At 69.2% G+C, this 15,577-nt stretch carries 9 protein-coding genes; 6 read left to right on the forward strand and 3 right to left on the reverse strand.

Translation table 11 applies throughout. From position 1 onward, the window contains the following. Positions 1 to 37: 37 nt before the first annotated feature. On the forward strand, positions 38 to 934 hold the full coding sequence (locus HUO13_RS19390; protein ID WP_249123868.1) for an alpha/beta hydrolase: 897 nt from the start codon (positions 38 to 40) through the stop codon (positions 932 to 934). A gap of 22 nt (positions 935 to 956) precedes the next feature. On the opposite strand, the gene HUO13_RS19395 is transcribed toward HUO13_RS19390, so the two are convergent. The 3 genes from HUO13_RS19395 to HUO13_RS19405 form a co-directional block, all read right to left on the reverse strand. Further along, positions 957 to 1,793, reverse strand: a complete 837-nt coding sequence (locus tag HUO13_RS19395; protein WP_211896547.1) for an alpha/beta fold hydrolase — start codon at positions 1,791 to 1,793, stop codon at positions 957 to 959. A gap of 66 nt (positions 1,794 to 1,859) precedes the next feature. Next, the gene (locus tag HUO13_RS19400; protein ID WP_211896548.1) at positions 1,860 to 2,885 is read right to left on the reverse strand and encodes an aldose 1-epimerase family protein; all 1,026 of its coding nucleotides are present in this window, start codon (positions 2,883 to 2,885) and stop codon (positions 1,860 to 1,862) included. 69 nt (positions 2,886 to 2,954) lie between these two features. Then, positions 2,955 to 4,790, reverse strand: coding sequence for a glycoside hydrolase family 2 protein (locus tag HUO13_RS19405; RefSeq protein ID WP_211896549.1), 1,836 nt, complete (start codon positions 4,788 to 4,790; stop codon positions 2,955 to 2,957). 244 nt (positions 4,791 to 5,034) lie between these two features. Here HUO13_RS19405 and HUO13_RS19410 point away from each other — a divergent pair, with 244 nt between their 5' ends. From HUO13_RS19410 to metH, 5 genes are all read left to right on the forward strand, one after another. After that, entirely contained in the window at positions 5,035 to 6,732 is a 1,698-nt protein-coding gene (locus HUO13_RS19410; protein WP_249123869.1) for an AMP-binding protein, read from the forward strand. 863 nt (positions 6,733 to 7,595) lie between these two features. Continuing rightward, positions 7,596 to 9,302: a class I SAM-dependent methyltransferase gene (locus HUO13_RS19415; RefSeq protein WP_211896550.1), complete on the forward strand. Its 1,707-nt coding sequence runs from the start codon at positions 7,596 to 7,598 to the stop codon at positions 9,300 to 9,302. A 58-nt stretch (positions 9,303 to 9,360) separates the two neighbouring features. Then, entirely contained in the window at positions 9,361 to 10,563 is a 1,203-nt protein-coding gene (gene metK / locus HUO13_RS19420; protein WP_282973798.1) for a methionine adenosyltransferase, read from the forward strand. Positions 10,564 to 10,922: 359 nt separating this feature from the next. Continuing rightward, complete coding sequence (locus tag HUO13_RS19425) at positions 10,923 to 11,897, forward strand: carbohydrate kinase family protein (RefSeq protein WP_211896551.1); 975 nt, start codon at positions 10,923 to 10,925, stop codon at positions 11,895 to 11,897. A 52-nt stretch (positions 11,898 to 11,949) separates the two neighbouring features. Next, positions 11,950 to 15,519, forward strand: coding sequence for a methionine synthase (gene metH / locus HUO13_RS19430; RefSeq protein WP_211896552.1), 3,570 nt, complete (start codon positions 11,950 to 11,952; stop codon positions 15,517 to 15,519). Positions 15,520 to 15,577: the final 58 nt, after the last annotated feature.

A 15,577-nucleotide genomic window follows, 5' to 3' on the forward strand; every position in this document is an offset into this window, starting at 1 on the left:
TACCGTGGCCGGGTCCGGGGGACTCGAGGCTGGAGGGATGACGGCGGTGCGTGGCGTGGCCCTCGGGCGGCGGTACCGGTCTGTGTCGGCGGTGCTGGTGCTGGTGTTCACCCTGGTGTTGTCCGGCTGCGTCCCGGCGCCGCGGGCCGAACCACCGGAGCAGGAGGCGCCGGCCGCGCAGGTCCCGATGCCGGCGATCACCTACGAGCAGGTGCGCTCCGAGCACCGCCAGACCGATGTCCGGCTCTACACCGCCCACCCCTCGGGCCTGGAGCGCACCGAGGGCCTTCCGGCGGTGCTCTACCTGCACGGGCGCGACGGCATCGACCCCACCCCGATCCCTTACGACACCCTGGCCGCGCTGGAACGCGAGTACCGCGACGGCGCGGTCCCGGCGTTCGCGTTCGTCGTGGTCGACGGCGGCTACAACCCCTACTGGACCGACGGTTCGGCCAACGGTGACCTGTCGAGCATGCTCACCGATGAGCTCCCGCGGTGGTTGCGTGAGCGGGGGCTCGGCGACGACGAGGGGCGGCCGTTCGCGGTCGCGGGGATCTCCACCGGCGGCTTCGGCGCGCTGAACTACGCGATCGCGCGCCATGCGGCCGGGAACCCGGTCTCGGCGGTCGCCGAGCTCGCCCCCGCGCTCCCGGTGACCTGGGAGCACATGAGTGAGAAGGGCGCCTTCGGTTCCGAGGAGCAGTGGCGGCAGGCCGACCCACTGGCGCACCTGGACCAGCTCGGTGACGTGCCGGTCGGGGTGTGGGTCGGCGACGCCGACCCGTTCCTGCCCGGGGCCGAGCGGCTGGTCGCCGAGCACACCAACACACCGGTGGCCTCGGTGCTGCCGGGCGGCCACGACGGGTCGGTGTTCGACGTGGTCGGGGCCGACATGGTGCGGTTCCTCGCCGACCACGTCCCGGCCGCCGGCTGACGGTGCACCGGCACCGCGGCGGTCAGTCCTGGTGCTCCAGCAGGTGTTCGAGGATGAAGCGGTTCAGCTCCTCCGGTGCCTGCTCGGGGATCCAGTGCGAGACGTCCTCCAGCATCTCGAACCGGTACGGACCGCAGACGTGGTGCTCGGTGGCCAGAGCAGCGGTGGAGCCGATCGCGACGTCCTCGGTGCTCCAGACGTAGAGCGTCGGCACCGCCACCTTCCCGATCGGCCCGTTGAAGCGGCTGGCCCGATACCAGTTCAGCGCCGCGGTCAGCGCGCCCGGCTCGGTCAGCCGCTGCACGTAGTCGTCGATGTGGTGCTGGGGGACGACGTGGCCGTAGATCTGCCGCAGCTTGCGCGCGTTTTCCTCCAGCAGCGCGCGTTCGGCGCCGGAACCGCGGAACACCTGCATGTAGGCCGACCGCTGCTGCTGGTCCTCGTCCTCGCGCACCGCCTGCGCGAACGGGTCGAGGTGGGGGACCGACACCGCGGTCAGCGTGCGGACCCGGTCCGGGTGCGCCGCCGCCGTCGCCCACGACACGGCCGCGCCCCAGTCGTGGCCGACCAGGTCGAAGCGCTGCCAGCCGAGGTGGTCGGCGATGGCCAGGACATCACCGACCAGTTCCTCGAGCCGGTAGTCGGCGACCTGCTCGGGGCGCACGCCGGGGGAGTAGCCGCGCTGGTCCGGGGCGACCGCGTGGCACTCGGCCTCGCCGAGCACGGAGAGCTGCTCGCTCCACTGGACGGCGGCCTCCGGGAAGCCGTGCAGCAGCAGCACCGGACGGCCGCCTTCCGGGCCGCTGGTGAGCGCGTCGAACTTGCCCGCGGGCGTGGGGATCTGGATGTAGTCGGCCACGCCCTCACCCTATGACCTCGCGGTGTTGGTGTCAGACACGGCTTCCGGCGCCGCCGGAAGCCGGCCTCACCCACCGATGCGGTAGCCCCAGCGGCCCTCGTGCACCTCGCCGGGTCGCAGGGTGATCAGGCCGTCACCGGTGACGAAGGCGTTGGGAGCGCACGTCATCGGCTCGACGGTGATGCCCGCGCGGGCCGGGCGGTCCTCCGACGGCGAGTCGTCGGTGTAGACCTGCAGGTAACCGTGGGTCCGGTCAACCCAGAGCTCGACGTTCTCCCCGCCCGGCCGCTCGAACCGGACCACCGCGTCCCCGCCGGACTCCCTTGCCAGGTCGGTGAAAGCGGTGTCCATCTTGGTCGAGCCGATCCGCCGCGCCGAGCGGAAGTCGTACTCGGTGCCCGCGACCGGTGCGGTCCCGGTCGGGATCAGGTTGTCGTCGGTGACGTAGTAGGTGCTCGCGGGCAGCTCGAAGCCCATGGTGTCGATGGCCGGTCCACTCGCGGCGATGTAGCTGTGGTTCGCGGTGCCGAACGGGGCGTCGGTGTCGCCGACGTTCTTGGCCGAAAGCCTGCTGCTCACCCCGCGTCCGTCCACGGTGAACTCGATCTGGAACGCCAGGGTGAACGGATAGCCGTAGTGCGGGTGCAGCAGGTACTCCAGGACGACCCCGTCCCTGCGGTGGCGCACCGGCTGCCACTCGACCCAGCTCATCAGCCCGTGCAGCGCGGCCTGCCGCGACGGCTCGTTGATCGGGACCTGCAACTGCTGACCGCCGAAGGTGTAGCGGCCGCTCTCGATCCGGTTGGGCCAGGGCAGGATCGTCTTGCCCTGGTAGCCCTCGCCGAGCCACGACGGGTCGTGGGTCAGCAGCATCTCGGTGCCGTCGACCTGCCACGACAGCAGCGTCGCGGCGACCCCGGCGACCACCGCCCGGTGCCTGCCCGAGCGGATCTCGTAGAGCCGCCCGACCGCGGTCTGCCCGCCGCCCGCCGGGGGCCGGGCGTGCGCGGTCGGGGTGAGCGACGTGGCGGCGGCGACTCCGGCCGCCGCCGTGATCGCGCTCCGCCGCGTCCAGTTGCGCTGCTGTGACATGGGTTCCTCCTCGCACCGAGCCGGATTTCCACCGCGGCCACGCCGGATGCGGCGGCCGCTGCCGGCGGGTCAGGGCGTGCCCGCGTCGATCACCTCGAGGTTGTGGTCGCGCACGATCGCCAGGTCGGGCTTGAGCACCCGGCGGTCGTAGGTGAAGAACCCGTTGACCTCGTTCTCGACGTCGGTGGTCTGGGTGTAGACGGCCGCCGACAACCCGCTCGCGCGCACCACGTCGGCCAGCGCGGTGCTGACCTCGGAGTAGCGGCGGGTCAGGTGTTCGCGGCTCTCGGTCATCTCGTAGGCCTGCGGCGGCCCCGGCCAGAGGTGGCCCTGCTCGACCAGGCCGAGCCCGCCGTACTCGCCGTCGACCGACGCGCGCGGCGCGACCACCGCGGGCTTGCCGGGGCCGACGTAGGTGTGGTCGTCGTAGATGTGCCCCGCACCGCTGTCGGGCAGCGAGTAGCAGCAGTTCACCCCGCTGCTGGCGTCGACGAGCCGGGTCGGGTCGGCCTGCGCGACCTGTTCGGCGACCGTGGCGGTGTCGAACTCGCCCCAGCCCTCGTTGAACGGCACCCACGCCACGATGGAGGTGGTGCTGTGCAACTGGTCGATCATGTCCGCGAGCTCGGTACGGAAGTGCGCCTTCGCCTCCTCGCTCGGCGGCGGGTTGCTGCCGGGCGGGTCGGCGAGGTCGATCGGCAGCGACGGCATGTCCTGCCACACCAGCATTCCGAGGCGGTCGGCCCAGTAGTACCAGCGGGCGGGCTCGACCTTGACGTGCTTGCGGATCATGTTGAACCCGAGACGCTGGGCCGCCTCGATGTCGAAGCGCAGCGCCTCGTCGGTCGGCGCGGTGTAGATGCCGTCCGGCCAGTAGCCCTGGTCCAGCGGTCCGTGCTGGAACAGGATCCGGCCGTTGAGCGCGATCCTTGGCCTGCCCTGCTCGTCGGCGACCAGGCCGACCGACCGCATGCCCGCGTAGCTGGTGACCTCGTCGAGGACCTGACCGCCGGTGTCGAGCAGGCGCACGCGCAGGTCGTAGAGGAACGGGTCGGCCGGGGACCACAGCCGCGCGTTGGGCACCGCCACGCGCAGCTCGCCGCCGGCCGCCCCGGTCTGCCGGGCGACCTCCTGGCCACCCGGCTCGCTGACCACCACCTCGACCTGCGCGTCGGAGTTGCCGGTGCGGGCCCGCACCGCGAACGTTGCGGTCGCGACGTCGGGAGTCACGTCCAGCTTGCCGATGTGCACTTCGGGCACCGGCTCCATCCACACGGTCTGCCAGATGCCCGATGCGCCGGTGTAGAGGATGCCGCCCGGCTTGTTGCGCTGCTTGCCCACCGGATACGGCGCCGCGTCGTTGCGGTCCTGCGCCACGACCACCAGCTCCTGCTCCCCGCCGGGGACCAGGGCGTCGGTGACGTCGGCGCTGAAGGAGGTGTAGCCGCCCTCGTGGATGGCCACCGAGGTGCCGTTGACCCTGACCTCGGCGCGCTGGTCGACGGCGCCGAAGTGCAGCAGGACGCGCTGGCCCGACCACTCCGGCGGCACGGTGAACGTGCGCCGGTAGAGCATGTGGTCGTCGTGGCGCTGGATGCCCGAGAGCGCCGACTCGGGCGGGTAGGGGACCAGGATCTGCTCGGTCGGGGTGCCGGGCGGCTCGGAACCGCCCGCGTACTCCCAGGTGCCGTTGAGGTTCTGCCAGCGCTGGCGGACCAGCTGCGGCCGCGGGTACTCCGGCAGCGCGTTGCCGGGTCCGACCTCGGCGGTCCAGGGAGTGGTCAACGGGGCCTCCTCCGGCTCCCACGCGATGTCCGCCCCGGCCGGCGCGGCGAAGCCGGTGAGCGCGAGCCCTGCGGTGAGGATGACGGTCAGCCGACGGGATGCGGACGGGTACGGACGCATGCGATGGCCCTCCACCGGACGTCATGCCGCCGCGAGGCGCCCTCCTGCCGATCCTGCCCCCGCTTCGGCGAGCCGATCCATACTTATCGTGAGCATGCTCACACGTAAAGCCATCGCCCACATTCGGCGCAACCCATCAGGGTGCGGGCATCGGATCCGAAGTGTTGCGCTCAGCGCGTCGCATTCGCGCATCGCGCAAAGTACAGTCGCGATCACCACGTCCACCTCGGTGCGGAGGCACGTCTTGAGCGCATCAGAGCCCGCGGCCGGGTTCCGGCAGGCGCGCGACTTCCTGCTCGCGCACCGCGAGGACTACGAGACCGCCCGCCGCGACTTCCGCTGGCCCCGCCCGGAGCGGTTCAACTGGGCGCTGGACTGGTTCGACGCCATCGGCCGCCGCCAGGACCGCACCGCGCTGTGGATCGTCGACGAGGACGGCGGCGAGACCCGGATGTCCTTCAGCGCCATGACCCGGCGGTCGAACCAGGTCGCCAACTGGCTGCGCGGCCTCGGCGTCGCGCGCGGCGACCGGCTGGTGCTCATGCTCGGCAACCAGGTCGAGCTGTGGGAGACGATCCTGGCGGCCATGAAGCTCGGTGCGGTCGTCATCCCGGCCACTCCGCTGCTGACCCCGGCCGACCTGCGCGACCGCATCGACCGCGGACGCGCCCGCCACGTCGTGACCACCACCGCCGACTCGGAGAAGTTCGCCGAGGTCGCCGGCGAATACACCCGCATCGCGGTGGGCGAGGCCGTACCGGGGTGGGAGTCCTATTCGGACAGCGAGCGAGCCGGGGAGGAGTTCGAGCCCGACGGCCCGACCAAGGCCGACGACCCGATGCTGCTGTACTTCACCTCCGGGACGACCGCGCAGCCGAAGCTGGTCGAGCACACCCACACCTCCTACCCGGTCGGGCACCTGTCCACGATGTACTGGATCGGTCTCGAGCCCGGTGACGTGCACCTCAACATCTCCTCGCCGGGCTGGGCCAAGCACGCCTGGAGCAACGTCTTCGCGCCGTGGAACGCCGAAGCGACGGTGTTCATCCACAACTACTCGCGCTTCGACGCCGGCCGGCTGCTGGAGCAGATGCAGCGCTGCGGGGTCACCAGCTTCTGCGCACCGCCGACGGTGTGGCGGATGCTCATCCAGGCGGACCTGAGCACGTTGCGGACGCCGCCGGCGAAGGTCGTGGGGGCGGGCGAGCCGCTGAACCCCGAGATCATCGAGCAGGTGCGGCGGGCGTGGTCGGTGACCATCCGCGACGGCTTCGGCCAGACCGAGACCAGCGTGCAGGTGGCCAACACCCCGGGCGAGCCGGTCAAGCCGGGATCGATGGGCCGGGCGCTGCCGGGCTTCGACGTCGAGCTGCTCGACCCGGTCACCGGTGAGCCGAGCCGGGAGGGTGAGATCTGCCTCGCCCTGCATCCGCGGCCGGTCGGGCTGATGACCGGCTACGCCGACGATCCCGAGCGCAACGCCGAGGTCATGCGGGGTGGCTACTACCACACGGGCGACGTCGGGACCCGCGACGACGAGGGCTACGTCACCTACGTCGGCCGCACCGACGACGTGTTCAAGGCATCGGACTACCGGATCTCGCCATTCGAACTGGAGAGCGTGCTGCTGGAGCACGAAGCCGTGGCCGAGGCGGCCGTGGTGCCCGCGCCGGACCCGCTCCGGCTCGCGGTGCCGAAAGCGTACGTGGTGCTGACCGCGCAGCACCGTCCCACAGCCGAGACGGCGCTGTCGATCCTGCGGTTCGCCCGCACCCACCTGGCGCCCTACAAGCGGGTCCGGCGGCTGGAGTTCGCGGACCTGCCCAAGACGATTTCCGGCAAGATCCGGCGCGTCGAACTGCGCGACCGGGAGGTTCGCCAGGACGGGGCCACGATCGGGGATGAGTACCGCGAGGAAGACTTCCCGACTCTCAAGGAGTGAGGGAGGGCCGCGCGAACGGGAGCACTACTGATCCGTTCGGGTGAGGACGGCGGTGACTCGGAGTACCGGCTTTCCGGCTTCGGGTGATCAGCGGGAGCGCCGCGGCGTTTCACCGGCGGCCCCCCGGGTAGACCACTGCCGTGAGGGAGACGAATTTCTCGACGGCGCCGGCTCGGCGGATTCCGCGGCAGCGGATCGGATCCGGGCCGGCGCACTGCGGCGTGCGGACCCGGGCTTGCGGGCGCATGACCGGCGAGGACGGTACGCCCCCTTGATCCGCCGAAAAACACTGGCGCGCCAGGTCCTGTCACCGTAACATCCCGGATCCTGATTCCGATTGAATCGGTGAAAAGAGAAAGCGGATCTCTCCGCGGTGCCCGGTCGAACATTGTGTGGACGAACGCGGTTGCGCTATTTGCGGTTATTGTGGTAAGTGGTGCGTGCGCGTAGTATACACACTCGGGTGAACTCGTGCACCTTCCTGATCGTTACCAGCGGCAAAATGGCGGAGAATACGTGCTGGTGGCGGCGCATTTTTTCACCCAGGGTGACTATCGGAATCACGCTAACATCGCATTGCGGTGATTAGTGTCACACGTTCGTACGCTTGCTTTGCGATCTCCTTCGCCTAGTTTGGTTACACGACGCACGGATTTCGCGTCGGCCGGTCGACAAGGGTGCCGACCGAGTTGATGACTGGTGTTCGAGCGCGGCCTTGAGCGTTTCTCGGCTGCCCGCACCGGTTGCGGTGCCGCTTTTCGGTGGCGGCCCGGCACGACCGCGAGACGAGCTCGGGGCATGGAATTCGCGCGTCCCCGAGTGGTGCAGTGGCGCATGACCAACGCGAACGGTGGGAGTGAAGTATGGCCAAGAGCGTGGACGACCTCGCCCGAAGTGAAGGCACCGGTTCGATCGACGGCACCGCGGATCTGGTGGCCCGCGAGGAGCAGGTTTTCGGCGACAATCCGTTGGAAGTGCGCGAATCCGATCACTACACGCACGAATACGTCGGCGGGTTCGTCGACAAGTGGGACGAGCTCATCGACTGGAAGAAGCGCTACGAAAGCGAAGGCACCTTCTTCATCGACCAGCTCAAGGCCCGCGGTGTCCGCTCGGTGCTCGACGTGGCAACCGGCACCGGATTCCACTCGGTGCGGCTGCTCGAGGAGGGCTTCGAGGCGGTCAGCGCTGATGGCAGCCCCCAGATGCTGGCCAAGGCATTCAGCAACGGCCTGACCTACGGCGGGCACATCCTGCGCGTGGTGCACGCCGACTGGCGGTGGCTCAACCGCGATGTGCACGGCGAGTACGACGCGATCATCTGCCTCGGGAACTCGTTCACGCACCTGTTCTCCGAGCGCGACCGCCGCAAGGCGCTGGCTGAGTTCTACGCCATGCTCAAGCACGACGGCGTGCTGATCATCGATCAGCGCAACTACGACTCGATCCTGGACACCGGATTCTCCAGCAAGCACACCTACTACTACGCCGGTGACGACGTCTCGGCCGAGCCCGACTACATCGACGACGGGCTCGCGCGGTTCAAGTACACGTTCCCGGACAAATCCGAGTTCTACCTGAACATGTATCCGCTGCGGAAGAACTACATGCGGCGGCTGATGCGCGAGGTCGGATTCCAGCGGATCGACACCTACGGCGACTTCCAGGAAACCTACAAGGAATCGGAACCCGATTTCTTCATCCACGTCGCCGAGAAGAACTACCGCACCGAGGAGCAGCTCTCCGCCGGTTATTCGAGTGCGGTTTCGACCGCCCGCGACTACTACAACTCCGAGGACGCCGACAACTTCTACTTCCACGTCTGGGGCGGCAACGACATTCACGTCGGCCTCTACCAGAGCCCCGACGAGGACATCGACAGCGCCTCGCGCCGGACCGTCGAGCGGATGGCGGCCAAGGTCCGGATCACGCCCGAGACCCGCATCCTCGACATCGGCGCAGGCTACGGCGGTGCGGCCCGCCACCTGGCCCGCACCTACGGCTGCAAGGTCGCCTGCCTGAACCTCAGCGAGGTGGAGAACGCCCGCAACGTCGAGTTCAACCGGGCCGAGGGACTCGAGGAACTGATCGAGGTCAAGGACGGCTCGTTCGAGGACATCCCGTACGAGGACAACGCCTTCGACATCGTCTGGTCGCAGGATGCGATCCTGCACAGCGGTGATCGGGAGCGGGTCCTTGAAGAGGTGACCCGCGTGCTGAAGGGCGGGGGTTCGTTCGTATTCACCGACCCGATGGCGGCCGACGGCGCCCGGACCTCCGATCTCGGCCCGATCCTGGACCGGCTGCACCTGGACACGATGGGCTCGCCGGGCTTCTACCGGCGTGAGCTGGCCAGGCTGGGCCTGCAGAGCGTGGACTTCGAGGACCTCAGCGAGTACCTGCCGGTGCACTACGGCCGGGTGCTGGAGGTGCTGGAGAGCCGCGAGCAGGAGCTGTCCGACCGCATCGGTGAGGATTACCGGAACCGGATGAAGACCGGCCTGCGCAACTGGGTCGAAGCGGGCAACGCGGGCAACCTGGCGTGGGGGATCTTCCATGCGCAGTCTTGACAGTGACCGTCCGTACGCAAGGATCGAAGACGAAACCGCTGTGAGGTGAGGATCAGCCGTGAGTGAGATCAACCGCAGGTTGTTCACGAGTGAGTCGGTGACCGAGGGTCACCCCGACAAGATGTGCGACGCGATCAGCGACTCCATCCTGGACGAACTGCTGCGGCAGGACCCGCGCAGCCGGGTCGCGGTGGAGACGCTGGTGACCACCGGTCAGGTGCACGTGGCCGGTGAGGTGACCACCGACGCCTACGCCGACATCCCCACGATCGTCCGGGAGAAGATCCTGGAGATCGGCTACGACTCCTCGGTCAAGGGCTTCGACGGCTCGTCCTGCGGTGTGAACGTCGCGATCGGCCAGCAGTCCCCGGACATCGGCCAGGGCGTCGACACCGCGCACGAGTCACGGGTCGAGGGCGTCATCGACGACATCGCCAAGCAGGGTGCCGGCGACCAGGGCCTGATGTTCGGCTACGCCTGCACCGACACCGACGAGCTCGCCCCGCTGCCGATCACGCTGGCGCACCGCCTGTCGCGCCGCCTGACCGAGGTGCGCAAGAACGGCACGCTGCCGTACCTGCGCGCCGACGGCAAGACCCAGGTGACCATCGAGTACGCCGGTGACCAGCCGGTCCGGCTCGACACCGTGGTGCTGTCCACCCAGCACGCCGAGGACGTCGATCTCGAGGCGACGCTGAGCAAGGACATCCAGAAGCACGTGATCAGCCCTGAGCTGGAGCGGGTCGGCCTGGACACCTCCGACCTGCGGCTGCTGGTGAACCCGACCGGCCGGTTCGTGGTCGGTGGTCCGATGGGCGACGCGGGCCTGACCGGCCGCAAGATCATCGTCGACACCTACGGCGGCATGGCCCGCCACGGCGGTGGCGCGTTCTCGGGCAAGGACCCGTCGAAGGTGGACCGCTCGGCGGCCTACGCGACCCGCTGGGTGGCCAAGAACGCGGTCGCCGCCGGTCTGGCCAGCCGCATCGAGGTGCAGGTCGCCTACGCCATCGGCAAGGCGGCCCCGGTCGGCCTGTTCGTGGAGACCTTCGGCACCGAGAACGTCGACCCGGTCAAGATCCAGGCCGCCATCAACGAGGTCTTCGACCTGCGCCCGGCCGCGATCATCCGCGACCTGGACCTGCTGCGTCCGATCTACGCGCCGACCGCCGCCTACGGCCACTTCGGCCGCAGCGACGTCGACCTGCCGTGGGAGCGCACCGACCGCGCCGAGGCGCTCAAGAGCGCAGCCGGCATCTGATCGGGGCCGCCCGGCCGGAGTGCCCGCGCGCGGGAGCACGGCTTCCCGCACTGTGGGACTCCGGCGGGACGGCTTGCCAAATGTTCCTCCGATGGCGTCTGTAGTTCCTGTGGAGTGCCGCGGCACCTCACCGCGCACGTGCGACCGGGGTGCTCGCCGAGTACGCGAGTACGAGGTGAGCACCCCGGCGTGCGGAGGGGACCGGACGCCGGAGCCGGTCGGCCACCCGTGCAAGCTGGGCGGCCGAGCGGGCGGAGGCCGGCGGCGGGCGGGGTGCGCGGCAGCGGCCCGCCCGGCGCCGGATCGATGTGACGACCGCGACAGGCGTGTCCACCCAAACCTGGTGAAGGAGTATTGCAGTGCGGATTGCGGTGACCGGTTCGATCGCCACGGACCACCTGATGGCCTACCCCGGCAGGTTCGCCGAGCAGTTGATCGCCGACCAGCTGGAGCAGGTCTCGCTGTCGTTCCTGGTGGACGATCTGCAGGTTCGCCGCGGCGGCATCGCGGCCAACATCACCTTCGGCCTCGGTCAGCTGGGCACCACCTCGGTGCTCGTCGCCTCGGTGGGCCAGGACTTCGAGGACTACCGGGCGTGGCTGGAGCGCCACAACGTGGACACCAAGTCGGTCCGCGTGTCGGAGACCAAGCACACGGCGCGGTTCCTGTGCACGACCGACCAGGACCTCAACCAGATCGCATCGTTCTACCCCGGCGCGATGGCCGAGGCCCGCGAGATCGAGCTCAAGCCGATCGCCGACCGCCTCGACGGCCTGGACATCGTGGTGATCTCGCCCAACGACCCCGAGGCGATGGTCAACCACACCCAGGAGTGCCGCGAGCGCGGTTACAAGTTCCTGGCCGACCCCGGCCAGCAGTTGGCCCGGATGGACGGGGCCGACATCCGTAAGCTGGTCGAGGGCGCCGAGTACCTGTTCACCAACGAGTACGAGCACAGCCTGCTGCTGCAGAACACCGGCTGGACCCACGACGAGGTGCTGGACCGGGTCGGCATGTGGCTGACCTCACTCGGCCCCAAGGGTGTCAAGATCGAGTCCAAGTCGGCGCCGACCATCGAGGTCGCGCCGCCGCAGGAGACCCGCAAGGGCGACCCGACCGGCGTCGGCGACGCGCTGCGCGCGGGCTTCCTGGCCGGGCTGGCCGGTGAGCTGAGCCTGGAGCGGTCGGTGCAGCTGGGCTGCACGCTGGCGACGGTTTCGCTGGAGACCGACGGGCCGCAGGAGTACGTCGTCGAGCAGGGCTCGTTCGTCGAGCGGTTCGCGAGCGCCTACGGCGACGAAGCCGCGGCCGAGGTGCGGTCGCTGCTGGGCTGACGGCGGCGGAGGGAAGAGTTCGCTGAGAGAGGGCGAGGATAGAAGAGGCGTCATGGCAGACCGGAAGAACGATCCCAGCGGGTTCCTGAAGGCCCTCGGTGAACGCGTGCTCGTCGCCGACGGCGGCATGGGGACGGCGTTGCAGGAGTACGACCTGTCGCTGGACGACTTCGCGAACCTCGAGGGCTGCAACGAGATCCTGAACGAGACCCGGCCTGACGTCGTGTCCTCGGTGTACCGGGGGTTCCTGGAGGCGGGCTCGGACGCCATCGAGACCAACACCTTCGGCACCAACCTCGCCAACCTCGGCGAGTACGGCATCCCGGAGCGGATCCGGGACCTGGCCGAGAAGGGAACCCGGCTGGCGCGTGAGGTCGCCGACGAGTTCTCCACGCCGGACAAGCCGCGGTTCCTGCTCGGCTCGATGGGGCCGGGCACGAAGCTGCCCACCCTCGGCCACGCTCCCTACGCCGACCTGCGCGATGCCTACGTCGAGAACGTGCTGGGCATGCTCGAAGGCGGCATCGACGTGGTCCTGGTGGAGACCTCGCAGGATCTGCTGCAGACCAAGGCCGCGATCGTCGCCGCGAAGCGGGCGATGCAGCAGACCGGCCGGTTCGTGCCGATCATCGCGCAGGTCACCGTCGAGCAGACCGGCACGATGCTGGTCGGTTCCGAGATCGGCGCGGCGCTGACCGCGCTGGAGCCGCTGGGCATCGACATGATCGGGATGAACTGCGCCACCGGCCCGGCCGAGATGAGCGAGCACCTGCGGGTGCTGTCCCAGCACGCGCGGGTGCCGATCTCGGTCATGCCCAACGCGGGCCTGCCCGAGCTGGGCCCCAACGGAGCGGTCTACCCGCTCAAGGCCGACGAGCTGGCCGAGGCCCTGGTCGGCTTCGTCAACGACTTCGGCGCCCGGCTGGTCGGCGGCTGCTGCGGCACCACCGGCGAGCACATCCGGGCGGTGTCGGAGGCGGTGGCGTCGCTGACCCCCGTCGAGCGCACCCCCGAGGTCATCCCGTCGATCTCGTCGATGTACCAGGCGGTGCCCTTCGAGCAGGACGCCTCGATCCTCAACGTCGGTGAGCGGACCAACGCCAACGGCTCCAAGGCGTTCCGCGAGGCGATGCTCGAGGAGCGCTACGAGGACTGCGTCGAGATCGCCAAGGCCCAGACCCGCGAGGGCGCGCACATGCTCGACCTGTGCGTGGACTACGTGGGCCGGGACGGCACCAAGGACATGCGCGAGCTGGCCTCGCGCCTGGCCACCGCCTCGACGCTGCCGATCATGGTCGACTCCACCGAGCCGGACGTCATCCAGGCCGGCCTGGAGCACCTCGGCGGCCGGTGCGCGGTCAACTCGGTCAACTACGAGGACGGCACCGAGCCGGGCGGCCGGTTCGAGCGGGTCATGGAGATGGTCCGCGAGCACGGCGCGACCGTCGTCGTCACCTGCATCGACGAGGAGGGCCAGGCCCGGACCAGGGACTGGAAGCTGCGCGTAGCGGAACGGATGATCGAGGACCTCACCACCAACTGGGGTCTGGAGAAGTCCGCGATCATCATCGACTGCCTGGTCTTCCCGATCACCACCGGGCAGGAGGAGGTCCGCAAGGACGGCATCGAGACGATCGAGGCCATCAAGGAGCTCAAGAAGCGCCACCCCGACGTGCAGACGACGCTGGGTCTGTCCAACGTCTCCTTCGGTCTGAACCCGGCCGCGCGCCAGGTGCTCAACTCGGTGTTCCTCAACGAGTGCCGGGAGGCCGGGCTGGACTCGGCGATCGTGAACTCCTCCAAGATCCTGCCGATGACCAAGATCGAGGAGGAGCCCCGCCAGGTCGCGCTGGACCTGGTCTACGACCGCCGCAGCGAGGGCTACGACCCACTGCAGAAGCTGATGCAGCTGTTCGAGGGCAAGACCGCCTCGTCCAGCCGTGCGTCGCGGGCCGAGGAGCTGGCCAAGCTGCCGTTGTTCGAGCGGCTGGAGAAGCGCATCGTCGACGGCGAGCGCAATGGGCTGGAGGCCGACCTCGAAGCGGCCATGCAGGAGAAGCCCCCGCTGGAGATCATCAACCAGCACCTGCTGGGCGGCATGAAGGTCGTCGGCGACCTGTTCGGTTCCGGCCAGATGCAGCTGCCGTTCGTCCTGCAGTCGGCCGAGGTGATGAAGGCCGCGGTGGCCCACCTGGAACCGCACATGGAGAAGGACGACTCCGGCGGCAAGGGCAGGCTGCTGCTGGCCACGGTCAAGGGCGACGTCCACGACATCGGCAAGAACCTGGTCGACATCATCGTCTCCAACAACGGCTACGAGGTGGTCAACATCGGCATCAAGCAGCCGATCAACGCCATCCTCGACGCCGCCGAGGAGCACAAGGTCGACGCGATCGGCATGTCCGGCCTGCTGGTCAAGTCGACGGTGATCATGAAGGAGAACCTCCAGGAGATGAACTCCCGGGGGATCTCCGAGAAGTACCCGGTGATGCTCGGTGGCGCGGCGCTGACCAGGTCCTTCGTGGAGAACGACCTGGACGAGGTCTACCAGGGCGACGTCCGCTACGCCAAGGACGCCTTCGAGGGCCTGCACCTGATGGACCGGATGATGGCCGTCAAGCGCGGGGAGACCCCGGAGGAGGACGAGGCCGAGGCGGCCAAGAAGGCCGAGCGCAAGGCCCGCCGCGAGCGGTCGCTGCGCATCGCCGAGAAGCGCAAGGCCGCCGAGGGCGACATCCCCGACCTCTACGACGAGTCGACCCGCTCCGACGTCGACGCCGACGCACTGGTGCCGACCCCGCCGTTCTGGGGTTCGAAGGTCATCAAGGGTGTCCCCGTCGCCGACTACCTCGCCCTGCTCGACGAGCGCGCGACGTTCTTCGGGCAGTGGGGCCTGCGCGGCTCCAAGAAGGGCGAGGGGCCCAGCTACGAGGAGCTGGTGGAGTCGGAGGGCAGGCCGCGGCTGCGGTACTGGATCGACGAGCTGGCCACGGCCGGGATCCTGCAGCACGCCGCGGTCGTCTACGGCTACTTCCCGGTGGTCTCCGAGGGCAACTCGCTGATCGTGCTGGACAAGGAGGAGCCGGACGCCCCGGAGCGCACCCGGTTCACCTTCCCGCGTCAGCAGCGGGACCGCAGGCTGTGCCTGGCCGACTTCTTCCGCTCGCGGGAGAAGGCCGAGGAAACCGGTCAGGTCGACGTGCTGCCGATGCAGCTGGTGACCATGGGCCAGCCGATCGCCGACTACGCCAACGAGCTGTTCGCCAAGAACTCCTACCGGGACTACCTGGAGATCCACGGGATGGGCGTGCAGATGACCGAGGCCCTGGCCGAGTACTGGCACCGCAGGATCCGCCGGGAGCTGGCGTTCGCCGGCGGCGGGTCGGCGGCCGACGAGGACCCGGCCGACGTGCAGGAGTTCTTCAAGCTCGGCTACCGGGGTGCCCGGTTCTCCTTCGGCTACGGCGCGTGCCCGGAGATCGAGGACCGTGCCAAGATCGTCGAGCTGCTCGAGAGCGAGCGGATCGGCGTAGTGCTGTCCGAGGAGTTCCAGCTGCATCCGGAGCAGTCCACGGACGCGGTCGTGTGCCACCACCCCGAGGCGAAGTACTTCAACACCTGATCGAACGCGGCAAGACCCGAACCTCCACGAGAGTGCGCAGGGAAACGAGAAAGGAAAA

This window comes from Saccharopolyspora erythraea, assembly GCF_018141105.1.
In the GTDB taxonomy this organism is placed as follows: domain Bacteria; phylum Actinomycetota; class Actinomycetes; order Mycobacteriales; family Pseudonocardiaceae; genus Saccharopolyspora_D; species Saccharopolyspora_D erythraea_A.

Coding starts and splice junctions, on each gene's coding strand:
- HUO13_RS19415 (WP_211896550.1), top strand. CDS start 7,596: ATGGCCAAGAGCGTGGACGACCTCGCCCGAAGTGAAGGCACCGGTTCG.
- HUO13_RS19390 (WP_249123868.1), top strand. CDS start 38: ATGACGGCGGTGCGTGGCGTGGCCCTCGGGCGGCGGTACCGGTCTGTG.
- HUO13_RS19400 (WP_211896548.1), bottom strand. CDS start 2,885: ATGTCACAGCAGCGCAACTGGACGCGGCGGAGCGCGATCACGGCGGCG.
- metH (WP_211896552.1), top strand. CDS start 11,950: ATGGCAGACCGGAAGAACGATCCCAGCGGGTTCCTGAAGGCCCTCGGT.
- HUO13_RS19405 (WP_211896549.1), bottom strand. CDS start 4,790: ATGCGTCCGTACCCGTCCGCATCCCGTCGGCTGACCGTCATCCTCACC.